The sequence below is a fragment of the Gabonia massiliensis genome (assembly GCF_001403595.1).
Lineage (GTDB): Bacteria > Bacteroidota > Bacteroidia > Bacteroidales > Coprobacteraceae > Coprobacter > Coprobacter secundus.
In genome coordinates this window covers 1,234,255-1,257,123 of record NZ_LN877940.1, presented here as the reverse complement: position 1 = coordinate 1,257,123, position 22,869 = coordinate 1,234,255, and the positions used below count along the sequence as shown (strand labels likewise).

The 22,869-nt window shown below is 37.1% G+C and carries 20 protein-coding genes; 9 read left to right on the top strand and 11 right to left on the bottom strand.

Going from position 1 to position 22,869, the window contains the following annotated elements; genetic code table 11:
* The first annotated feature begins 15 nt into the window (after positions 1-15).
* Positions 16-726, top strand: coding sequence for a UMP kinase (gene pyrH / locus BN2628_RS14810; RefSeq protein WP_021930965.1), 711 nt, complete (start codon positions 16-18; stop codon positions 724-726).
* Positions 727-900: 174 nt separating this feature from the next.
* The gene (gene frr, locus BN2628_RS14805) at positions 901-1,431 is read left to right on the top strand and encodes a ribosome recycling factor (RefSeq protein WP_055098646.1); all 531 of its coding nucleotides are present in this window, start codon (positions 901-903) and stop codon (positions 1,429-1,431) included.
* Positions 1,432-1,555: 124 nt separating this feature from the next.
* On the opposite strand, the gene BN2628_RS14800 is transcribed toward frr, so the two are convergent.
* Positions 1,556-3,154: an alpha-galactosidase D gene (locus tag BN2628_RS14800; protein WP_044227476.1), complete on the bottom strand. Its 1,599-nt coding sequence runs from the start codon at positions 3,152-3,154 to the stop codon at positions 1,556-1,558.
* Positions 3,155-3,313: 159 nt separating this feature from the next.
* Between BN2628_RS14800 and rsgA the strand changes: the two genes are divergently transcribed.
* On the top strand, positions 3,314-4,246 hold the full coding sequence (gene rsgA / locus BN2628_RS14795) for a ribosome small subunit-dependent GTPase A (RefSeq protein ID WP_044227479.1): 933 nt from the start codon (positions 3,314-3,316) through the stop codon (positions 4,244-4,246).
* 21 nt (positions 4,247-4,267) lie between these two features.
* On the opposite strand, the gene BN2628_RS14790 is transcribed toward rsgA, so the two are convergent.
* The 5 genes from BN2628_RS14790 to BN2628_RS14770 are packed head-to-tail and all read right to left on the bottom strand — an operon-like array spanning position 4,268 to position 9,963.
* Positions 4,268-5,614: a TolC family protein gene (locus BN2628_RS14790; protein WP_257606505.1), complete on the bottom strand. Its 1,347-nt coding sequence runs from the start codon at positions 5,612-5,614 to the stop codon at positions 4,268-4,270.
* 4 nt (positions 5,615-5,618) lie between these two features.
* Complete coding sequence (locus BN2628_RS14785; protein ID WP_044227483.1) at positions 5,619-6,722, bottom strand: efflux RND transporter periplasmic adaptor subunit; 1,104 nt, start codon at positions 6,720-6,722, stop codon at positions 5,619-5,621.
* Between the two features lie 30 nt (positions 6,723-6,752).
* Positions 6,753-8,009 (bottom strand): ABC transporter permease, encoded by a 1,257-nt coding sequence (locus BN2628_RS14780; RefSeq protein WP_044227486.1) that lies wholly within the window; start codon positions 8,007-8,009, stop codon positions 6,753-6,755.
* Positions 8,010-8,033: 24 nt separating this feature from the next.
* Positions 8,034-9,281: an ABC transporter permease gene (locus tag BN2628_RS14775; protein ID WP_044227490.1), complete on the bottom strand. Its 1,248-nt coding sequence runs from the start codon at positions 9,279-9,281 to the stop codon at positions 8,034-8,036.
* Positions 9,282-9,288: 7 nt separating this feature from the next.
* Positions 9,289-9,963 (bottom strand): ABC transporter ATP-binding protein, encoded by a 675-nt coding sequence (locus BN2628_RS14770; RefSeq protein ID WP_044227492.1) that lies wholly within the window; start codon positions 9,961-9,963, stop codon positions 9,289-9,291.
* Positions 9,964-10,485: 522 nt separating this feature from the next.
* Here BN2628_RS14770 and BN2628_RS14765 point away from each other — a divergent pair.
* Complete coding sequence (locus tag BN2628_RS14765) at positions 10,486-11,280, top strand: thymidylate synthase (RefSeq protein WP_044227495.1); 795 nt, start codon at positions 10,486-10,488, stop codon at positions 11,278-11,280.
* 44 nt (positions 11,281-11,324) lie between these two features.
* On the top strand, positions 11,325-11,822 hold the full coding sequence (locus BN2628_RS14760; protein WP_044227498.1) for a dihydrofolate reductase: 498 nt from the start codon (positions 11,325-11,327) through the stop codon (positions 11,820-11,822).
* Between the two features lie 76 nt (positions 11,823-11,898).
* On the opposite strand, the gene BN2628_RS14755 is transcribed toward BN2628_RS14760, so the two are convergent.
* A complete protein-coding gene (locus tag BN2628_RS14755; RefSeq protein ID WP_044227681.1) occupies positions 11,899-12,363 on the bottom strand; it encodes a PepSY-like domain-containing protein in 465 nt (154 codons plus the stop codon).
* Between the two features lie 888 nt (positions 12,364-13,251).
* Between BN2628_RS14755 and BN2628_RS14750 the strand changes: the two genes are divergently transcribed.
* Positions 13,252-15,015: a DUF4091 domain-containing protein gene (locus tag BN2628_RS14750; protein ID WP_055098645.1), complete on the top strand. Its 1,764-nt coding sequence runs from the start codon at positions 13,252-13,254 to the stop codon at positions 15,013-15,015.
* Between the two features lie 254 nt (positions 15,016-15,269).
* On the opposite strand, the gene BN2628_RS14745 is transcribed toward BN2628_RS14750, so the two are convergent.
* A complete protein-coding gene (locus tag BN2628_RS14745; RefSeq protein ID WP_044227509.1) occupies positions 15,270-15,935 on the bottom strand; it encodes an AlbA family DNA-binding domain-containing protein in 666 nt (221 codons plus the stop codon).
* 423 nt (positions 15,936-16,358) lie between these two features.
* Here BN2628_RS14745 and BN2628_RS14740 point away from each other — a divergent pair, with 423 nt between their 5' ends.
* The 3 genes from BN2628_RS14740 to BN2628_RS14730 all read left to right on the top strand — a co-directional run bounded on the left by BN2628_RS14740 (position 16,359) and on the right by BN2628_RS14730 (position 19,231).
* The gene (locus BN2628_RS14740; protein WP_044227512.1) at positions 16,359-17,255 is read left to right on the top strand and encodes a diaminopimelate dehydrogenase; all 897 of its coding nucleotides are present in this window, start codon (positions 16,359-16,361) and stop codon (positions 17,253-17,255) included.
* Between the two features lie 107 nt (positions 17,256-17,362).
* The gene (gene lgt, locus BN2628_RS14735) at positions 17,363-18,211 is read left to right on the top strand and encodes a prolipoprotein diacylglyceryl transferase (protein ID WP_044227514.1); all 849 of its coding nucleotides are present in this window, start codon (positions 17,363-17,365) and stop codon (positions 18,209-18,211) included.
* An 81-nt stretch (positions 18,212-18,292) separates the two neighbouring features.
* Entirely contained in the window at positions 18,293-19,231 is a 939-nt protein-coding gene (locus tag BN2628_RS14730) for a DMT family transporter (RefSeq protein WP_044227517.1), read from the top strand.
* Positions 19,232-19,239: 8 nt separating this feature from the next.
* Here BN2628_RS14730 and BN2628_RS14725 read toward each other — a convergent pair whose 3' ends face one another.
* From BN2628_RS14725 to BN2628_RS14715, 3 genes are all read right to left on the bottom strand, one after another.
* Entirely contained in the window at positions 19,240-19,755 is a 516-nt protein-coding gene (locus tag BN2628_RS14725; RefSeq protein WP_044227520.1) for a DoxX family protein, read from the bottom strand.
* A gap of 88 nt (positions 19,756-19,843) precedes the next feature.
* Positions 19,844-21,289 (bottom strand): sialate O-acetylesterase, encoded by a 1,446-nt coding sequence (locus tag BN2628_RS14720; protein ID WP_044227524.1) that lies wholly within the window; start codon positions 21,287-21,289, stop codon positions 19,844-19,846.
* A 59-nt stretch (positions 21,290-21,348) separates the two neighbouring features.
* Positions 21,349-22,620, bottom strand: coding sequence for a DEAD/DEAH box helicase (locus BN2628_RS14715; RefSeq protein WP_044227527.1), 1,272 nt, complete (start codon positions 22,618-22,620; stop codon positions 21,349-21,351).
* Between the last annotated feature and the right edge of the window lie 249 nt (positions 22,621-22,869).

Sequence of the window (22,869 nt, the reverse complement as noted above, 5' to 3'; positions counted from 1 at the left end):
CCATAAAATTGGGATATGAATACAAAATACAAACGCATTTTATTAAAACTGAGTGGAGAATCACTCATGGGAGAAAAGCAATATGGTATTGATGAAAAAAAACTGGCAGAATATGCCGGGCAGATAAAAGAAATAGCTGATATGGGTATAGAAATAGGAATCGTCATCGGTGGCGGTAATATATTTCGAGGACTCAGCGGCACCACCCAAGGTTTTGACCGTGTAAAAGGAGACCAAATGGGAATGCTGGCAACCGTAATAAACAGCCTGGCTCTAAGCTCCGCCCTCAATTCTGCCGGTCAAAAAGCACGGGTATTTACAGCTATCAACATGTATCCCATCGGTGAATATTATAGTAAATGGAAAGCCATAGAAGCTATGCAACAGGGAGAAATTGCCATTATTTCAGGAGGTACAGGCAATCCATTCTTTACTACTGATACCGGCTCTGCATTACGTGGAATAGAGATAGAAGCAGAGGTTATGTTGAAAGGTACCCGAGTCGACGGCATATATACGGCCGATCCAGAAAAGGATAAATCGGCTGTAAAATTCGATAAAATAAGTTATGACGAAATTTACAATCGAGGATTAAAGGTTATGGACCTTACTGCGACAACTATGTGTAAGGAAAACCACCTTCCTATTATTGTTTTTGATATGGATACTCCAGGTAATCTCAAAAAAGTAATGTCCGGTGAAAATATCGGAACTTTAGTATATTAATCCGCTTTTTTCGATATAAAATGAAACAGCAAGACATAGGAATGGAAATCTTTATGTTTTGCTGTTCTACCCACACAAAAAAGGCTAAACAACTTCATTAACATATTTGGTGTTTTAACAAATCTATAGTATATTTGTTTTTAGAATTAAAAATCATCAGAAACAGACAAAATTATGGCAGAGGTAAAAGTATATTTAGATGCAGCCGAAGAAAAAATGCAAATGGCTGTTGAATTTCTGGACGATGCATTGGCTCATATACGAGCTGGTAAAGCCAATCCGCGAATTCTCGATGCTGTACGTGTAGAATATTACGGTAGTATTGTGCCCATTAGCAATGTGGCAACTATTACTACTCCCGACGCTCGTACTATAACAATTCTCCCTTGGGAAAAATCCATGTTCAAAGAAATAGAAAAGGCCATTATAAACTCCGAAGTAGGAATCATGCCGGAGAATAACGGCGAAATTATCCGTTTAGGGATGCCTCCTTTGACCGAAGAGCGCCGTAAAGCTCTTGTAAAACAAGCAAAACAAGAAGCCGAAAATNACGCAATAGAAAGCCTTAAAAAAGCAATTAAAGAGGGACTACCCGAAGACGTAGAAAAAGACGGTGAGGCCAACGTTCAGAAACTCCATGACAAATTTGTCAAGAAAGTAGATGATATGTTTGCAGCTAAAGAAAAAGAAATACTTACAGTATAAAAAACAGTAGTTTGTTACATATCAAATCCCCTATTTATATTTCTGTAAAGTAACCTTTTACAACTGAGAAATAAATAGGGGATTTATTTATTTTACTTTATAATAAGTTCTCAAATAATCATTTCTATCTTTTCTTCATAATCAACTCAATCTTATCAATATCTGGGCCTATCTCTTTTGAATTACTAAAACGAATACAATTCCCTCCTTTATTCAGACAGATGGGTATGTCTACATAAGTAAAAACATCATTACCACCCGACGGCTTAAAATCAACCGTTTTCAAAAATTTGCTATTTAACGAAAGATCCAAAAATCGCTTTTCTTTCGAACAATAAAATATGCGCAATACCGCATCTTGCTTTTCTGGACTATATACATCACGAAACTCTGCCCAATTGTCCTGAGCCCCTCCAATTCCTGTCACAACATGTTTCCCCGAAGCACCTTGATGCTCAATTACAAATCTTGTATTTTTTTCCGGATAATAACCATCTTCAAAAAACATATTCATAAAAGCATATTCTCCCTCATAAACAATTGGTGCAAACCATTTCTGTCCTTCTGCTTTCAACATCACAACTCCATGGGCCGGAACTTTAGTCTCATACTCATTTTTAAAAATCCCTAAGTCTTTATGTTTCCATAAATCCCGAATAGCAACCTCCCCTTCTAAACACAAATCTTTAAAAGCAACTTTCATTGTAGTTTCACTATCCGAAGGATTATACATCGCGATTGCTCGTATCGTACCCCACTTTTCTTGTAATGGCTTAGCAAGAACAATCCCTGCCCCGCTATATGCAACCACTTTTGCCTGCATTCCTAATGGATCTTGATTGAGTGCTATAATTTCTTCATTTTTTATAATCTCTAACGATTCGTCCCGAATAGTACGCATATTGCAACCGATCATCAAAGGTGAACTCATTATACACCATATTCCAAAATGAGTACGTTCTTCCTCCAAAGACATTCCCCTGTCTATTTCCAGCATATCCATATCGTTATAATGTCCTGAAGATGCATATTGACCGAGATAGAGATTCTTATTTATGATACTTTTTACCGAATAAAAGTTATTTGTAATATCTGCAAGTATTCTCCATGAATCAGCCATTTTTATAGCCCATGTTCCGGGAAAAGCCCATCGGCATATATTGTATCTGATATCTGTACGACCCGTAGCTTGTATACTCTCATATATAGAAGTATATCTCTCTTTTGGATCTTGGTCGAGCTTATCTCCCCCGCAAAAATCAACTTTAATAAAATCAAATCCCCACTCTTTGAAGAATGTATTTATATCTTGTTGCTGGTGTCCCCAAAGTCCGACACCGATACCGAACTCATCATTATCCCATATAGACCCGCAAGTATTTGACCCGGCATCACTATAAATCCCAGCTTTCAAACCCTTAGAATGAATATAATCAGATACAACTTTCATTCCATTAGGAAACCTTTCCGGATGAGCCAATAAATGGCCATTTTCATCCCGACCTCCAAAAAATCCATCATCTATATTTATATATCGGTAACCTACTTTATCTAACCCCTTTTCTATCAGGGCATCGGCACTCCCTTTTATAATGTCTTCACTTATATTTACTCTAAACGTATTCCAACTACTCCATCCCATCATAGGAGGCCGCCCCGATTGAGCTTGAATGCCGGCATGAATCAGCAATAAACTGACTCCGAAAATAAAAAATTTCTTCATCCTTTGTGTCCTCATAAATCAGATAAACAATAATTTTATACTTCTTTACAAAGATACACAATATTCATCTTCTAATCTTAAAACCCTTATTTTTGTTATATATAAAACTTGAAGACAAATAAATAATGTATATTTGTAATCAAATAATACATCCAATAAATGAATGGTCTTGTCATAAAAAATACGGGAAGCTGGTATCTGGTAAAAACAGAGGAAGGAAAATCTATAGAATGTAAAATAAAAGGAAATTTTCGTCTGAAAGGTATTCGCAGTACTAATCCGGTTGCCGTAGGTGACCGAGTCAAAATAGAAACGAATAAAGAAGGATCGGCCTTTATCTATGAAATAGAAGAACGTAAAAACTACATTATTCGCCGTTCTTCCAATCTATCAAAAGAGTCTCATATTATAGCTGCCAATATCGACCAGGCATTTCTGGTCATTACAGCCAATTATCCGAAGACACATACTACATTTATCGACCGCTTCCTGGCAACAGCAGAAGCTTATCGTATTCCTGTACAGCTTATAATAAATAAGACCGACCTATATGATAAAGATGACTGGGAGTTGACCGAAGGTATCCGTTACCTATATACTACTATCGGGTATAATTGCTATCTAGTATCTACCAAAACAGGAGAAGGTCTGGAACAAATAAAAGAACTGCTAAAAGGGAAAATTACGCTTTTTTCAGGAAACTCCGGTGTAGGGAAATCAACTTTAATCAATACCATTCTTCCTGAACTGAATCTAAAAACCGGTTCCATTTCAGCATCTTATCATAAAGGAATGCACACTACCACCTTTTCCGAAATGTTTTCTCTTCCTGATGGGGGATATATCATCGATACTCCGGGGATAAAAGGTTTTGGCACCATTGACTTCTTACCCGAAGAAGTGGCACACTTCTTCCCGGAAATATTCCAAATATCGCACAATTGCCGTTTCAATAACTGCACCCATCGGCACGAACCGGGTTGTGCTGTACTTGCCGCGTTAGAAGAACATCTCATAAGCGAATCCCGATACAATAGTTACCTCAGTATCATAGATGACAATACCGATGGAAAATATCGCACCGGATATTAAAAATCCAGATATTACCCTTTTTCAAAATTCCAGAGGTTTGCCATTATAAAAGTCTAAAACTTTCGAACGAAACAAAAATTCGTATCGAGCTTGAACTTGTTCTGAAAGACTTTTTTCATAACGAGTTTTAGCATCGGTATACTCAAAAATAGTAGATTTTCCGGCATCATATTTTTTCTGTTCATATTCAAAAGCAATACGTGCCGCATCGACCGACTTCTGTGATGACGTAAACTTCTTATGAGCAGCAATCGCTGTATAATAAGCTTGTTCTATCTCTTTGTATAAATCTGACTTTGCATTTTCCAATGCCAATTGTTGCATTGCAATTTGTACTCGTGCCTGCTTAACCTGATTACGAGTACTAAAACGATTAAACAAAGGTACAGATAAAGATAAACCGACAGTTTCGCTTCCATTATTTTTCATCTGTTCAGAAAAAGGAATGTTCCCCTCACTATTCTGATAAGCATGATAGTAGCTGGTCCCATACGAAGCTCCAAAAGATATCGACGGATAATATCCAGCCTTCGCCTGCTTCAATCCATAACGGCTACTCTCCAAAGCATGCATGGCAGCTTTTATCCCCGGACGATTTTCGACAGAATATCTAAAGGCATCTTTCGGCAATACTAACGATGCAGTCTGATCTATCATAATAGACTGTATATCTGGAACTTGAATATCAAAACCCTCAACAGTCTCCAGATTCAGCAACTGAGCCAAATCTACCAAAGCCAATGACCATTCATTTTCGGCCTGTGTTACGCTCAATTCATCGGTAGCAACTAACGCCCGGCTTTCATACAAAGCTGATTCAGGATTCTTTCCTCCCTCCACCAACTTTTCCGTTTTTTCCAACTGAGACTTACTTAGTGCCAATTGATTCTGAGCAACATCCAATATTTCTTTCTTAAACAACACTTGCAAATAATAAGATGTCACATTCAGAGCGACATCCTCCCGTGCTTTATTCAAATCTTCAATCGAAGCTTTTAAATCCAATCGTGCCCCTTTTACCTGATTATTAATCCGGAATCCAGAAAATACAGGAACCGACGTAGACAGACGAAAAGATGTAGATGCACTTGATTGATCTTCATATACATTATTCCGATTCAAACTGCGTCCAAAATAAAAGTCCTGCCCCGCTCCAGCATTCAAATCCGGTAGACGACTCATCCGTGCCGTATTCAACTTTATTTCATTATTTTCCTTTTCCAGCTGTTTCTGTCTTATCTGTATATTATTTTCCATTGCATAATGAATGCAATTTTCTAAAGACCATTTTGTCTCTTGGGCGCATAGAGAGCAAACAGAACTTATCAAAACAACACCGAACACCATCTTGTTAAGAAATTTCTCCATATCCCTATCTCTCTATTATTTTATTACCTCGAATATTTTCACCAGACTTCAACCCAGATTTTACTTCAATCTTAATACCATCGGATAATCCCAACGTCACCGGTGACCGTTTAAATTTTTGAGGACGACTAAGAGAGTCCTGAAGTATTTGTACGAATGTCGAATCTCCACTAAATTCGACTGTACTTTCCGGGATAGACAAAACTTTTTCTTTGCGTTCTAATATAATCTCCGCATTTGCACTATAACCGGCACGTACAAAAATTGTATCGGGTATAGCAGCTGCAGCCTTTATTTCAAAAAGCACGGCTCCGTTCTCCTCTGTACCCTTCGGAGATATATATTCAAGACGTGCATCAAATCGAGCCTCCTTCAATGCACCTATGGTAAGTGTAATAGGCATGCCCTCTCTCAACATTCCTACCTCGGTCTCATCTATCTTGCCTTTAAATATCATATCATTCATATCAGCTACTGTAGCAATTGTAGTACCATCATTAAAATTATTCGACTGTATTACCGAATTACCCACCTTTACCGGCACATCTAATATCATACCATCAATAGTCGAACGTATTTGCGTATTACTATACTGAGCCGAGCGCTTAGCTATGCCGTCACGAACAATTTCCAAATTATCCTGAGCATTTTGTAACTCTTCTTTGGCTTTTCGATTTTCTACCAATGCTTTTTCATATTCTTCCTTCGATATAACCCCCGAATCAAAAAGTTGCTTGGCTCTATTATAATCCCTCTGTGTCTGCTCCTGGCTGATACGAGCTACATTTACACGAGATTCGGCAGAATTCAATGTACCCATCTCAGGTATCACCTTCACAAGAGCGATGACATCTCCGGCTCTAACTCGTTCTCCTGCTTCCTTATATACTTCTGATACAATACCCGAAATTTGAGGTTTAATCAATACTTCATCACGAGGCTCCACATTACCTGTAGCCACCGTTTTCTTTTCAATAGTTTCTATCCGGGGCTTTATAATTTCATAAACAATCTCCTCTGGACGAGACTTTTTCCACAAAAATACAAACGTACCTATCAATAACCCTATAAAGAGCACCAATAAGAAAATCTTTACATACTTCTTCATTTGTCCAATTTTATTCGTATATATATTTTTTTATTCTTCACGGATAGCATCTATCGCTTTTATCTGCAATGCCCGCCAGGCAGGCAGCATTCCCGCCAACATTCCTGCAATCAACAAAACTGCCGTAGCAGCCATTGCCGTCCCAAACGAAATTTGTGGCGAGCGGAAAAACATCGTCTCGCTGGGAACACTTTGTAACATCATATCCACTAATTGTAACAAACCTACACCTGCAGCGAGTCCAGCAAATCCCGCAACAGAGGTAAGTAACAGACTCTCGCCCATAATCTGTATAATAATCGTCCTCGGACGTGCGCCCAGTGCCCGTCGTATTCCTATCTCCTTCGTACGCTCCTTTACCGTTACAAGCATAATGTTACTTACACCCACAATTCCAGCTAATAGTGTCCCTGTACCTACAATCCAAATTAACCACGAAATACCCGAAAACAGATTATTAAACATTGTAAATTCTTTTTCTACATTCATACTCATTACAGCCTGCAAATCATCCGGAGAAATATGATTTTGTTTTTTCAATACATTCTTAATCACATCTTCTATCTCTGAAACAGGAGTACTATCATAAGCAGCTAAAGCAATACAATCGATATTGTCTCCTCTACGATAACTCTGTTGCATAGTACTGAACGGAAGTATTATCGACTCCTCTGACCTACCTCCAATTTGTATTTGTGTAACTGGTATATTTACCCCTACCACGCTATAAGCGATACCATTTATCTGTAATAACTGTCCCAGAGGATTTTCCCCCGGCTGGAACATCTCTTCATATACTCGTTTTCCAATTACACACACTTTACGTGTATTCAATATATCTACATTATTGATATAGCGACCATACAACATTGTTTGAGGTTCAATATATTGATAATCGGGTGATAAACCCTTGATAGAGTAAGTCCCATATTTATCACCCCGCATGGTATTTTTTTCGCTCCAAGTTCCAAAAAGAATAGGAGAAATCAGCCTTATTTCAGGAAAACTCTGTTTCAACACTTCCATATCGGAAGAATGTAACGACCACCAACGCCCCTTACGAAAACCGTCATATGCCACCGTAGTGCGGTTCGTAAAAAAATAACAAGAATTGTGTGCAAAATCTTTTACTCCGGACATAATCCCATTCTCAAGTCCCCATCCGGCACCCGACATAATGACCAACATAAATATTCCCCAAAACACACCAAATGCTGTCAACATGCTTCGCATCTTGTTCCGGGTTATCGTAATCCATATTTCCTGCCACTTATCTATATCAAACATTCTTGCCGTCCTCCCATTATTAAATCATTCATTCCGTAATGCCTCGATAGGTTTTATTTTTACCGCTTTACGGGCCGGAAAATAACCGGCAAGTACTCCGGCAACGATCAATACAGCTGTAGCAGAAACTGCAATCGGTAACTCAACCGTCGGATTCATAAATATGGAACGTCCCATATGTCCCCCACTTATCGATAAGTATGAAGCTGCCAATTCGGTAATACCTATACCTGCAATCATACCTATATATCCAAAAAACAAAGTTATTACGATTGACTCGGTAACCACTAATTTCAGAATAGAAGATGGGCGTGCTCCTAAAGCTTTCCGGATACCAAGTTCATGAGTCCGCTCTTTCACAGTTATAAGCATAATATTACTTACTCCTACCACTCCGGCAATAAGGGTTCCGATTCCTATAATCCATATAAACAAACTTATACCGTTAAAAATACCTTGGGTTTGTAAATAGTTGGTCAAAATATTCCATATATATACAGCATTATTATCATCTGGAGAAAAATCTTTAATTCTTCCCAGACTCTCCCGGATTTTTCGTTCGAGAATTTCATTATCTTTCACTGAATTAACCCCATCAATCAGCATATCAAAACTATCATACGACCATTCAGGGTGGTAAATAATTTGAATAGTAGATAAAGGCGCATATGTATAAGGAGACTGATTCATATTGTCATCACTATATATGCCCACTACCTGAAACAAAATATTATTCACTTTTACATATTTACCTAAGGGAGACACATGACGAAACAAAACCTCTGCCGTACGGTCATGTATTACAACAACCTTCCTTGCTTGCAATATATCAGCCTCATTGATAAAACGTCCGTTTCCGGACTTAACCTCCACATTTCTCGATTTTGGAAAATCCGGAGTGACTCCCACCATCGAACTATAAGTATATTCTTTCCCTACTGACAAAGTATCTCCTCTATGCTCTATCACCGGCAATATATATTTGATTTGCTCATGTTGACCTTTCAAATATTCCGGATCTCCCGGTCTGAACTTAATCGAACGATTTTTTGGCAACCCGTTATACGGTATCGATGTTCGGCCAGGCCACATCATAAGAGAATTTTTTGCCCTCCAAGAAAACTGGCTCTTAACACCATTCTTCAATCCATTACCTGCAGCTAGTAATATAATCAACATAAATATTCCCCATGCAACAGAAAAACCCGTCAAGAATGTTCTTAGCTTATTTTTTCGTATTGTCCCCCATATTTCCTGCCATATATCCCACATATCACCCTTATTTCATCATTTCTATTTCTCCGATTATCCCATCCTTTATATGGACTATCTTATGGGTTTGCATAGCTATGTCACGCTCATGTGTCACCACTACCAAAGTCATACCCTCTCGATTTACCTCTTTCAATAAATCCATTACTTCCTGAGTCGTTTCACTGTCTAATGCCCCTGTAGGCTCATCTGCCAAAATTATTTGAGGTTTCGAAATCAAAGCCCGAGCAATAGCTACCCGTTGCTTTTGTCCTCCGGACATTTCTGAAGGAAGGTGGTAGGCATGCTCTTTCAGACCCATTCGGTCAAGATATTCAAGGGCCAATATATTCCTTTTCTTTCGGGATATATTCTGATAATACAATGGAAGAGCTACATTTTCCATTGCATTTTTAAATGAAATGAGGTTAAACGACTGAAAGATAAAACCTATCATTCGATTCCGATATTCCGCAGCTTTATTTTCTGATAAATCTTTTATCAATACATTATTCAAATAATAATCTCCTGAATCATAATCATCAAGTATACCCAAAATATTCAATAAAGTAGATTTTCCCGAACCGGATGCTCCCATGATAGAAACCAACTCGCCTCTCTCTACCTGAAGATTAATTCCCTTTAGCACATGTAGCGGAGAACCATTGTAATAAGTCTTATTTATACCTTCTAATCGTATCATAAATAGCAAACTATTCTATATTATAATTAACAGGTGATTTTCATATAAAAAAGCTGTGAAAAAATTTTATATTTATCTTTTTTATATTTCTTCGCCACAAATCTAAGAATTATATACTACTTTGCATTACATAGTAGTATAAAAATTAAATATTCTAACATAGTTTAACGTTGAGGACTTTCTTTCATTGAAAGAAGAAAATACTAGAGCTCATATAGCTTGTTTAAATTTATCATAGCAATACATTTTAAAATTTATTTCTCGGGGCAAGCGAGGGCATTTTTTTGTTTTTAAAAGGGGAATAGCAGGTTACCTGAAAGTGAAAACAGAAAAACTGTCCGGAAGAAAACGCAAAAAAGGTCCGATAATATTTCTTTATTGGAAATGTTAGACCGGCTTCTAAACCAGTTTATAAACTTATCATTTCAATTTAAGCTATAAAAAAGAACTGGACAAAAAAATTTATAGTGTATGATTTTATTCATACATTATTATTATTTTTGTAAGCTCATGCAATGAAAAATGAAACAATATTTAGACCTATTACAGCGCGTATTAACTGAAGGTACCCCTAAAGAAGACCGGACAGGTACCGGTACAATAAGTATATTCGGACATCAAATGCGGTTCAATATGGACGACGGTTTTCCGATGCTTACGACCAAAAAGTTACATTTAAAATCTATCATATACGAATTACTTTGGTTCCTTAACGGTGACACCAATATAAAGTATTTACAAGAACACGGTGTAAGAATTTGGAATGAATGGGCCGACAACAATGGAGACTTAGGCCATATATACGGTTACCAATGGCGCTCATGGCCCGATTATAACGGTGGATATATCGACCAGATAAAAGAAGCTGTAGAAACCATAAAACACAACCCCGACTCGAGACGTATTATTGTCAGTGCATGGAATGTTGCCGACCTTCCAAATATGAAATTGCCTCCCTGCCATGCTTTCTTTCAATTTTATGTAGCCAACAAACGTCTCAGCCTCCAACTTTATCAACGCAGCGCTGACATTTTTCTGGGAGTTCCCTTTAATATTGCATCTTATGCCCTTTTATTACATATGATGGCACAAGTCACAGGACTTAAAGCTGGAGATTTTGTCCATACTCTTGGAGATGCCCACATCTACAAAAACCATCTTGAACAGGTAAAATTACAATTAAGCCGTATACCGCGTTCATTACCTCAAATAAAAATAAATCCTGAAGTAAAAGATATATTTAATTTCAAATATGAAGATTTTGAAATTATAGGATACGATCCACACCCGCACATAAAAGGAGAAGTGGCCGTATAACCTTTTCTTCATATTTTATATTATTAACCAAAAACAAAAGACCTATGCCAACAATTTCTTTGATCGCTGCCGTAGCCGAAGATATGGCTATCGGCAAAAATAAAGAGCTTCTATGTGATCTTCCCAACGATATGAAGCACTTTAAAGAACGAACACTAAACCATGCTGTTATCATGGGGCGTCGAACCTTCGAATCTCTTCCCAATGGAGCATTGAAAAATCGGAAAAATCTGATCTTGACAACTGTCCCTGAGTCGGTTTATACCGATGCTTTCGCTTGTTATTCTATAGAAGATGCTTTACAACTTTGTGAAACACAAGATGAAGTATTCGTAATCGGAGGGGCTATGGTGTACAAACAGACCATAGACATGGCCAATAAACTTTATATTACAGAAATCCACCATACATTTGAAAATGCAGACAGCTTTTTCCCTGCTATCAATCCGTCCATATGGAAAGAAACAAGTCGAGAGGATCATCCGGCCGATAAACAGCACCCATATGCTTATTCCTTTGTGGTCTATGAGCGCATAAAATAAAAATAAAAAGAGGTGTCTAAAAATTAGAATTCAACTATTTTTAAGGCACCTCTTTCGATAAATGACTACTAAAAGACTACTCGACAGCATTGACAATCATATTGCCGTCTTTATCAAAATGTATTTCTGTTTCTGGATTGGTATTCAGCTCTATTTCAAATCCATAATTATGCCGGCTCATTTCCACCATTTCAGCTACCGGAAAATTCTCACTTACATAATTTACTATTTTGATGGGTAAAAGTTCGATTTGCATCTTATAAGGTATAGATGTACCATTCCCGTCCACTGCCTGCCATTCTCCCGACTCAAAAAAACGAACTTCAAAACCGTTGGCCAAATCCACTTTATAATGAGGTTCTCCCGACTTCTTCTCCACTTTAGTTATAATCACCCCTTCAAAATAAGTTTCAATAAATTGTTGTGATAGTTCCGGTAACTTGCTATATGAAATTTTTTGGTCATCATCACCGCAAGAAACTACCCCCCAAATAATCATCATCAATACTGATATTCGACTGTAAATAATGTTTGTTTTCATAATTCTATTATTAAAATCATAAACCGGTTTAAATTTCTCGAATCCATCATAAGGAAACACTCAAAAAAATCTGGCCAAGAGCTACTATAGCCTTATCAAAAAATCAATACAAGTTCTATACTCAATAACAAAACATATCCAAAATATTTCATACAATTAAGGTTATTTCAGCAAGAATAATACCATGTGCCCTAAAGTCTTTATTTTTATCTGTCTATACGATAAAAGAATTACAATATATAAAAAATAGTATTTAACATAAAATAATAGTGTACATATTACACTTATATACATATCTCTAAATACCCGATAGATACATAATAATCAATCACATAACAAATTAACAATTATTTTATTTTATAGTTACTAAACTCACTTTTCCCATATATAATCCTATTGTCATCCAATTTTACATGTTATAAAACATATTTTTCAAAAACATTTTGTATCTTTGCAGTGTTAATAATAGAAAGAAGTAATAATCGTTTGCCGAATGGCGGTAAACAAAAAATGATGAAAATGATGGAAAAAGAAAAAAACTTAATCGCATCTCTGAGATATCAGATTGAGCGATACAAATCAGTAGGTAATGGATTTATGTGTCAACGTTTAAACGCTGAACTCCAAAAACTTATGACAAAGCAGGCAGCCTGCTAATAAAAAATTATTTTATCCTATAATGCTGGACATCATCGCAAATATGTTGCGAAGATTGTCCATTTTTATTTTATCGCCTTTTATTCTGCGCCCTATAAATTCATATGCCTATTTTACATTTCCAACCAACTCTCATTTTCTGAGCTTCAAATCCACAAAAGCTGATACATTTTTTTTATCCTAAAAGAATATTTATTTTTGTACCCATTCAAACACAAAAATATCTCTTACATGAAAACACTCTCGATTATCTGTTTCTTTATTTTATCTTTAACAAATAACATTATTGCCCAAAACAAAGAAAAATATCCGTTGGGAGACTATACAGAATTGACCGATACCAAGCCTCATGACAGTAATACCTTCTGGGATAAACAAGGAACACTGCCACAATTAAGATGGGGCTCTACCGATATACGATATTCCAAACTAAATATTCCTGTCGAAACCAAAGGTTCATTATGGAAAGCCAAGGCATGGAAAGGAGAAAGAGTCAACGCTCAAGCTGTCCTATGGAGTGCCAAAGAATTAAAAAATGTACAAATATCCGTATCGGAATTGACAAACGGTTCTGACATAATACCAATAAGCTCTATTACGACAAATTTCGTCAGATATGTCATGACTGATGAATTGAACAAGGATAAAAGAGGCGGATGTAGCCATCGCCCCAACAAAGCGGAATGGGATTCGTCCCTTGTTGCTGATCCGTTGGATATCATCAAAATAAGAGATGTACAAGCCCGTTCCACTCAACCGATATGGGTAAATATATGGGTTCCCAAAAACACAAGAACAGGGAAATATAAAGGAACTTTAACTATTTCAGGGACCAACTTTTCTCCGATGAAACTCAAAATTGAAGTGGAGGTCTTAAACCATACTTTACCGTCTCCCGAAGACTGGAAATTCCATCTTGATTTATGGCAAAACCCTTATGCCGTAGCTCGATACTATCAAGTGCCATTATGGAGCAAGAAGCATTTCGAAGCTATGCGCCCGATTATGAAAAAACTCGCAGATACCGGGCAAAAAGTCATCACGGCAACCATTATGCACAAACCTTGGAACGGCCAAACTTTAGACCTTTTCAATAGTATGGTCACCAAAATAAAAAAGATCGATGGTACTTGGAGCTATGATTATACGGTCTTTGACAAATGGGTCGATTTTATGATGAATGAAATAGGTATAAATCAGCAAATCAACTGTTATACGCTGATTCCTTGGGCTCTCCAATTCGATTATTATGACCAGGCAACAAATACGATAAAATATATAAACACTAAACCGGGAGATAAAAGTTATAGCGACTATTGGGGTAGTTTCCTCACCGATTTTTCACGCCACCTACGCAAAAAAGGCTGGTTCGAAAAAACAACTATTGCTATGGATGAACGAGAATTAAATGCTATGCAAGAAGCATTAAAAATAATAAAAAAAGCCGACCCTGAATTTAAAGTTTCATTGGCCGGAAACTATCACAATGAAATAGAATCTGATCTATATGATTATTGCCTTGCCTTCGGCCATAATTTCCCAAAAGACACTAAAAATTCCCGTTCACAAAAAAATAAAAAAAGTACTGTATACACATGTTGCACCGAAGCCATACCCAATGTCTTTACTTTCTCCCCTCCTGCAGAAGCAACGTGGCTCGGATGGCATGTTGCTGCCGGAAATTATGATGGATACCTACGATGGGCCTATAACAGTTGGCCCGAAGATCCCCTGAGAGATTCCCGATTTCGTACATGGGCTGCAGGAGATTGTTTCCTGATATATCCTGGATTTCGTAGTAGTATCCGTATGGAACGGCTTATTGAAGGAATACAGGATTGTGAGAAAATATGGATATTACAGAAAAAAATAACCAATAAAAAACAGCTCGAAAAACTTAATAAAATCGTTTCACAATTCACCCCAGAAGGTCTTACCCGGAAAGATGTAACTCAAATGGTCAATGAAGCGCGTAAAGTATTAAATTCATTCTAAAAAATTCATTAAGAGTCTGTTTAAATTTACTCAAGTCAATTTTGAGGAATTTCTTTTTTGATTGTTATAAGAATGACCAAACCATTTTGACGTATGAAAACAAGAAAACAGACCGACAGAAAACGCAAAAATAACCTGTCTGAATTATTTCTATCAGCAAATTTAATCAAACTCCAAAGTTTTCGGGATTTTATCTTTTTCATAGTAGAAAAAGATAAAATCCCGAAAATACAATTATTGACATATATATCAAATTAACCAATATCTTTTGGAAATTTATTGCACAAACGAAAGTAAAACTTATGTTTTACAAAATAAGGTTCTACAATACCAAACCGCATAAACTTGGATAATAATATTTCAGCTTCATGCCGAGAGACATGTCCTTTACGGCAATACTGGTTAAAAGAGATATATTCGTTATCATTCAGATAGCTCAAGAGAAACTGCTCTCTTTCTGTGTACTCGACCAACTCACCCAAAGGACTATCTGCCTGTTTCCATACCCGAATATGTACTGGAGTCGCCAAAATATTTTCATCGGCAATACGAATGTACGCCCACGACTTGCCGTATTCATCTTTTGCATACACAGGTTTTACCACATTCTCTTTTACATCAACCTCAAGCACTGTACGTTTTTCAATATAATGTACCTGCATAGTATACTTTATTTCCGGTATACAATAAAGCTGTGCAGCAGTTTCTATCATATACATCTCTTCCTCCGAACGAACTCCCGCAATACGGCCATTATCCTTTACGCCTACCAACAATTTTCCCCCATCGGTATTGGCAAAAGCAGAAAAAGTTTTAGCGATTTTTCGTGCATCCGAGATTTCAAATTTAAAATCCTGTTGCTGGTGCTCTCCTTCTGCTATCAAAGAATATATATAATCTGTGTCCCCAAACGATTTCATACTGCAAAAGTACAAAAAAGAGTATTTATCCTGCAAAAACTATCATCGCATAAACTTTTCATATATCATTTTAGCCGTAAATAATATATCAATTAGTTCCCCAAAAACAGCACACTTCTATAATCAACTTAAATTTTGCACAAGTCGGTTTTAAGAATTTCTTTTGTGGGAGTTTTTCTAAATTTCATGAGAATGATAACGGGTATCTGACGAATAAAGACGAGAAAAAACAACCGAAAGAAAACACAAAAATGTCCAGATAATATTCCCTTATTGGAAAATTTAGACAATTGTCTCTTAATATCCAATGCATTTTTATAATATTTTTAAAGATATCAGAACAACTATTTTCCCGATATTTTTTCTACATTTGCAACATCTTTACAGACAAAAACAAAAGTAAACGATAAAAATATAAGCAAAATGAAAAAAATTAGAGCAGCCATAGTTGGATATGGCAATATTGGTAAATATGTGTTGGAAGCCCTCCAAGCTGCCCCCGATTTCGAAATAGCCGGTATCGTACGTCGTGATGCCTCAAACATTCCAGCTGAACTAAAAGAATATCCTGTAACTGAAGATATTGCGTCACTCCAACAAGTAAACGTAGCCATTTTATGTACTCCCACTCGGAAGGTAGAAGCTTTTGCAGAAAAAGCCTTGGCTTTAGGAATCAATACAGTAGACAGTTTTGACATACATACACAAATATGGGAATTGAAATGCCATCTCGATACTGTGGCTAAACAACATAATGCCGTTTCTATCACGGCAGCCGGATGGGATCCCGGTAGCGATTCTATTGTTCGCGCCCTCATGCAGGCTTGTGCCCCTAAAGGCATAACCTATACCAATTTCGGACCGGGTATGAGCATGGGACACACAGTTGCCGTAAAAGCCGTCGATGGAGTAAAAGCAGCACTTTCAATGACAATTCCTTTGGGTACTGGCATACACCGTCGCATGGTATACATTGAACTGAAAGACGGGTACAAATTTGAAGACGTTGCAAAAAATATCAAAAACGATCCTTATTTCGTAAATGATGAAACCCACGTAATGCAGGTAGAAAATGTTGATGATTTATTAGATATGGGACATGGAGTACACATGACCAGAAAAGGTGTCTCTGGAAAAACGCAGAATCAACTGTTCGAATTCAATATGAAAATAAACAATCCTGCCCTTACCGGACAAGTATTGGTTGCCGTAGCTCGTGCATCCATGTTACAAAAGCCAGGATGTTATACAATGATCGAAATACCGGTTATCGATATGCTATACGGCAATAAAGAATCATTAATTAAACACCTTGTATAAAAGTAAACAATACCGACGAACAGTCTTTAAAATATTTTTATACCTTTGTGAAGTTGTCCTAATATTCAATATGGGACAGCTTTTTTATTTATTATAAAAGTAAGCTTATGTTAGATTTCATTACCTGGACGGCAGATCCGGCAATTTTTTCCATTTTTTCACGGGAAATCCGCTGGTACGGATTATTTTTTGCAATAGGTTTTTTAATCGGATACCAGATTGAAGATAAAATTTTCAAGCATGATAAAGCCCCGGAAGGGTGGGTAGACAAAATATTTATCTATACCATTATCGCGACAGTAATAGGCGCACGATTAGGGCATTGCTTGTTTTACGGATGGGATTACTATTCTCAACATCCTATCGAAATATTAAAAATTTGGGAAGGAGGTCTCGCCAGTCACGGAGGAGCAATAGGAATCATCATCGCCATACTTATATATTCCAAAAAAGTAACACATAAAAATCCTCTTTGGGCCTTTGACCGATTGGTTATACCCACAGCTTTAGTTGGTGCACTTATACGCATGGGGAACTTAATGAATCATGAAATATACGGACATCCGACCCATCTCCCTTGGGGATTTCGATTCATAGAAAACATTACGGCTTGGCGTCAAGGAATGGAGCCCATATTCTCTGCTCCATCCCATCCGACACAAATCTACGAAGCATTATGTTACTTCATCATCTTTTTGTTATTGATGTACATGTATTGGAAAAAAAATGCCGGACAACGTCAAGGGCTCATTTTCGGAGTATTTCTTGTCGGAGTATTCTTCTCTCGGTTCTGTATTGAATTCCTAAAAAATAATCAAGAAGAATTTGAAGAAAATATGATTCTGAACATGGGACAGTTATTAAGTATTCCATTTGTTATATTCGGTATATACCTAATAATCAGGTCACTAAAACACCCCATCGATACAGGAGCCATTATTTATAAAAAACATTAAAACTACTATATAAGGGGAGGTTGCTCTTTCAGACAATACTCCCTTTATTTATCGTAACATTTGCTGTCATTTACCACCATTATGAATGTAAAAGTTAAAGGGTACACATTAGGAGCTCTTGCTGCCGCCACTTATGGAATGAATCCATTATTCGCTTTACCTTTATATAAAGCGGGGATGAATCCCGATTCTGTCCTTTTCTTTAGATACTTATTTGCAATTCCTGTATTAGGCATTATGATCAAAGTCCGAGGAAGAAATTTTAAACTTCAAAAGAAAGAAATTTTACCATTGATTATCATGGGATTATTAGTGGCACTTTCATCCCTTACCCTCTTCCAAAGCTATAACTACATGGAAGCCGGCATTGCATCAACACTATTATTCATCTACCCAATTCTGGTAGCCCTGATTATGTCTTTCGTCTTTAAAGAAAAATTGACTATGCAAACTATCCTATGCATTTTACTCGCATTAGCCGGAATCGGATTGCTTTACAAAGGCGGTGACGGTACAACCCTTAGCCTGACAGGGATAGCACTGGTTATTATTTCCGCACTCTCCTATGCAATCTATATTGTGAGTGTAAATCAGTCAACATTAAAAAACGTTGCTACTCTTAAACTGACATTTTATATATTACTTTTCGGTCTAACTCTTTTTCTGGTACGTATAGATTTTGGAAAAAGCCTCCACATTGTCAACACTTGGTACCTCTGGGGTAATCTGATTGCATTAGCAATATTTCCCACAGCCATATCATTTCTCTGTACTACACAAGCTATCCAATATATAGGCTCTACACCTACAGCCATTCTTGGGGCCCTGGAACCTCTGACTGCCGTATTTTTTGGAGTAACCATTTTCGGTGAATCACTGACTCCCAGACTTAGTTGCGGAATAGTAATGATTATTTTGGCCGTTACTTTTATTATAGCCGGAGGCAATATTACTTCTCATCTGATACGTTTTAGAAAGCTCTTTCCCAGACTTCCTATCAGAAAAAGAGCCAGACAATAAATAAATGCCTAATTCTCTGGTTCAGCAGCCCCACTTATTGTTTCCTCTTTTACTTCACGGGAAGCTTTAGCTGCCTGCCCTTCTTCAATAAGCTTTACACTATATGCTCTTTTCAACAGGTAATCTATCGAACATTTACCGGGGCCCAACATTAAAATGGTAATATAAATTCCTAAATACAGCATTGGCAATTCAATATTGGATAATGTAATAACCGGATAAGTAAAAAATGTAGCTATTACCATCCCGAAAATTAAAGGTAAAACTGCCAATCGTGTCATCAACCCCACAACAAGCAAAATCGAACAACCAACCTCTGCCAACAATATTAGTGTTAAAGATATTGCACGTCCCATCCCCAGAGGATCAGGAAAAGTATCTACCATCAAATCAAAATTCTCAATCTTTGCAATCCCATGTGACAGCATCAAAACTCCTATAAATACCCGTAAAAACAATCGGGCAAAATTAGAACAACACTCCGAGAGCATAATGTTCATAAATACAGATAACCTCTTATTCATAATATTTCTATTTTTGTTATTAATAACAAATAAACTCTAACAAACAACAATCTTAGAGGACCATTTGTTCCCCTCCAATAAATATATATTACCAATTATCTGTTCTAAATGAAGAGACCGGTATTCCTGATGTACTAAATAAAGATGCTTCTGCATAATTCTTAAAAGCATAACGAGCCGCAACCGGCTTTTCCACTTCATCACTCCATACTATAATAGCTTTTGTTCTTGTATCAAATACCGCTTTGGCCGGATGAAAGACTTTATCTGTACCGGCAATTTCAAAACTCTTTAGAGGTGTATTTACAGGTATCAGCCCTCCATACCCTAAATCATCAAAAGTTATATAAATCTTCCCGTCCTTCATTTCCATCGACTTATATACCGGAGCCGAATAAACAATACCTTTTTTCCCATAAGTCTTAGCCAAAGCCCAATAAGCCAATCGCTCGGCAACAACCTCTTTATTAGCCGGATGTATACAATCTATATCACCGACATCCATAGTAGTAACCATACCTGAATTAGGGATATTCAACATACTCTTCAGCTGTACCTCCCGCATAAGAGCTGTTTGCACATCATCTGCATTATCATATCTATAAGGAGCAATTTGGACATAATAAAAAGGCAATGCCCCAAGTCCCCATTTGTCCCGCAAGTCTTTCACAAAAGCAGGAAATAAACGGGCATACTTTTCTACATTTCCCCTATTACTCTCTCCCTGATACCAAAGAAAACCTCTTATTGTAAAATTTGTCAAAGGAGCAAGCTTTGCATTATACAACACACACGGAGTATTATGCGGACGCTCTATCTTTTCTTTATCATCCAAGTGAGAAAGACCTATCTCCGGGAAATCAGCTAATGCCTCTCTGCTCATCCAGGCTTCAATTTGAGTTCCTCCTAATGTAGAAACAATAATCCCAACTGGGACTTTTAAAGCTTCCTGCAAATAACAAGCATATAAATAGGCCACTGCACTTGTATATGCAACATTTTCAGAAGAATTGTCCATCCAACGACCGATACAGTCATTTTGAGGTTTCTTACTATATTGCCAAGTCCAATTTCCATTCTCATCCATATCCGATGTATATATCCTTATGGGAATACTCGGATTGGATTTCGCTATAATTTTATTCGAATTCAAAACCGGTTGGTACGGAAAACCTCTCATAGGGACTTCCATATTCGACTGTCCGGAACATAGCCAAACTTCTCCAATCAGAATATTTCTCAAGACCAAACATTCTCCATCATCTATCATAATCTCATAGGGGCCACCTGCAACAGGAGTGGATACTTGTATCTCCCAACTACCATCTTTGCCGCTTTTTGTCATATACATTTTACTATCCCACGAAGTTCTTACTTTTATCCCGATATTAAAACTCGCTTTTCCCCACAATTTTACTTTAGTCTGCTGTTGCAGCACCATCCCGTCAGCCAACACCGATGGCAATTGAATTTTCGCACTAACTGCTGTTACGAAAAATAACAAACCTATAACAAATCTTATTCTCCTTCCCATTATATCAAACTACATTATTATATAAATCAAATATTTTTTTTGTCAATAAGCCCCAAAATTTACCCATCACTTTTACCACTCTCTTTCTTCTTAGAACCCCGATTGCGATTAAGCGCAGATTTTGGCTTTCCATTATTTTTTCTTCTTCTATGCCCCTGTTTCTTCCCGGAAAATGATTGCGGATTGTACACCGGGGCTTCACCAATCTCTGGAGAAAGAGGTATTTTGTAAATATCCTTCTCCAAAAATCTTTCTATCCGGTAAAATCGCCCTTGCTCGGTTTCCGATACAAGCGTTATCGCAGCACCCTCCGCATTGGCCCGAGCAGTACGCCCGATACGATGAATATAATCTTCCGGGTCGTGCGGTACATCATAATTAATAACCAACACAATATCCGTAATATCTATTCCCCGAGCTACAATATCAGTTGCAACAAGAATATCGATTTTCCCATTCTTAAAATCCAACATTACCTCCTCTCTCTGAAACTGTTCCAAATCTGAATGCATTGCAGCAACAGAATATTTCATTCGTTTTAGAGTATATGCAAGGTCTTTGACCTTCTGCTTCGAAGAAGAAAATATAATAGTTTTACCGGCTATGGGTTTACTGAACAATTCTTTTATAATAGGCATCTTTTGGGCTTCATAACAAATATATACCGATTGTAGAATCGCCTCATTCGGTTTAGATATAGCAACATTTATCTCTGACGGATTATGCAAAATATTTTTGGCAAGCTGACGTATTTTCGAAGGCATCGTTGCCGAAAACAGAATAGTCTGTCGTCTCATCGGCAATTGCTTTCCTATCTGCATAATATCATCATAAAACCCCATATCCAGCATACGGTCGGCTTCATCGAGAATAAAATGCTCTACGCCCGACAAATCGATATCACTATGCATCAAGTGGGATATCAACCGACCCGGTGTAGCAATAACTACATCAGCCCCCATTTGGATACCCCGTTTCTGCTGCTCCCATAAAGCACCGTCTCCTCCCCCATATACAACAACTGTAGATATAGGCAAAAAATAAGAAAATCCTTCAAATTGCATATCTATCTGTTGGGCAAGTTCTCTCGTAGGAGCTATAATGACTGTACGCACTTTATCACATTTTCCAGCATTCTTATGCAACAAATTCAACAACGGCAAGATATAAGCTGCCGTTTTACCGGTCCCCGTCTGAGCACATGCAATCAAATCCCTCCCTTCCAATATAATAGGAATAGTTAGCTCCTGAATAGGAGTTGTTTCCTTAAAATTCATCGCATCCAGCCCTTGCAAGATCTCTTCGTCTAAATCTAACTCACTAAATTTCATATAATATATAACATATAATTTTCAAAATTACGATAAATTACGGATTTTGTACAGATTTCTACCTTAATTTAATTTTTATCTAATATCCTTGATCATAACTCAACCTTACAAGTGAAACAATTTTTTTTAAAAAGTTTACAAATTAATCCATTTTATTACTACAACTTTCAAAATGATAGGTTCAAAGCTCAAATTTATTAACGAACGTCAATAATAAAATTTTTCAAAATATTTATCTATATAATTTTG

What these genes read in the sequence shown, in the direction of transcription:
- pyrH (WP_021930965.1), top strand. Translation starts at nt 16, where the DNA reads ATGAATACAAAATACAAACGCATTTTATTAAAACTGAGTGGAGAATCA.
- BN2628_RS14785 (WP_044227483.1), bottom strand. Translation starts at nt 6,722, where the DNA reads ATGAAGAAGTATGTAAAGATTTTCTTATTGGTGCTCTTTATAGGGTTA.
- BN2628_RS14725 (WP_044227520.1), bottom strand. Translation starts at nt 19,755, where the DNA reads ATGAATAAGAGGTTATCTGTATTTATGAACATTATGCTCTCGGAGTGT.
- BN2628_RS14730 (WP_044227517.1), top strand. Translation starts at nt 18,293, where the DNA reads ATGAATGTAAAAGTTAAAGGGTACACATTAGGAGCTCTTGCTGCCGCC.
- BN2628_RS14760 (WP_044227498.1), top strand. Translation starts at nt 11,325, where the DNA reads ATGCCAACAATTTCTTTGATCGCTGCCGTAGCCGAAGATATGGCTATC.
- BN2628_RS14715 (WP_044227527.1), bottom strand. Translation starts at nt 22,620, where the DNA reads ATGAAATTTAGTGAGTTAGATTTAGACGAAGAGATCTTGCAAGGGCTG.
- lgt (WP_044227514.1), top strand. Translation starts at nt 17,363, where the DNA reads ATGTTAGATTTCATTACCTGGACGGCAGATCCGGCAATTTTTTCCATT.
- BN2628_RS14740 (WP_044227512.1), top strand. Translation starts at nt 16,359, where the DNA reads ATGAAAAAAATTAGAGCAGCCATAGTTGGATATGGCAATATTGGTAAA.
- BN2628_RS14790 (WP_257606505.1), bottom strand. Translation starts at nt 5,614, where the DNA reads ATGGAGAAATTTCTTAACAAGATGGTGTTCGGTGTTGTTTTGATAAGT.
- BN2628_RS14720 (WP_044227524.1), bottom strand. Translation starts at nt 21,289, where the DNA reads ATGGGAAGGAGAATAAGATTTGTTATAGGTTTGTTATTTTTCGTAACA.
- BN2628_RS14755 (WP_044227681.1), bottom strand. Translation starts at nt 12,363, where the DNA reads ATGAAAACAAACATTATTTACAGTCGAATATCAGTATTGATGATGATT.
- BN2628_RS14745 (WP_044227509.1), bottom strand. Translation starts at nt 15,935, where the DNA reads ATGAAATCGTTTGGGGACACAGATTATATATATTCTTTGATAGCAGAA.
- rsgA (WP_044227479.1), top strand. Translation starts at nt 3,314, where the DNA reads ATGAATGGTCTTGTCATAAAAAATACGGGAAGCTGGTATCTGGTAAAA.
- BN2628_RS14780 (WP_044227486.1), bottom strand. Translation starts at nt 8,009, where the DNA reads ATGTTTGATATAGATAAGTGGCAGGAAATATGGATTACGATAACCCGG.
- BN2628_RS14765 (WP_044227495.1), top strand. Translation starts at nt 10,486, where the DNA reads ATGAAACAATATTTAGACCTATTACAGCGCGTATTAACTGAAGGTACC.
- BN2628_RS14775 (WP_044227490.1), bottom strand. Translation starts at nt 9,281, where the DNA reads ATGTGGGATATATGGCAGGAAATATGGGGGACAATACGAAAAAATAAG.
- BN2628_RS14750 (WP_055098645.1), top strand. Translation starts at nt 13,252, where the DNA reads ATGAAAACACTCTCGATTATCTGTTTCTTTATTTTATCTTTAACAAAT.
- BN2628_RS14770 (WP_044227492.1), bottom strand. Translation starts at nt 9,963, where the DNA reads ATGATACGATTAGAAGGTATAAATAAGACTTATTACAATGGTTCTCCG.
- BN2628_RS14800 (WP_044227476.1), bottom strand. Translation starts at nt 3,154, where the DNA reads ATGAAGAAATTTTTTATTTTCGGAGTCAGTTTATTGCTGATTCATGCC.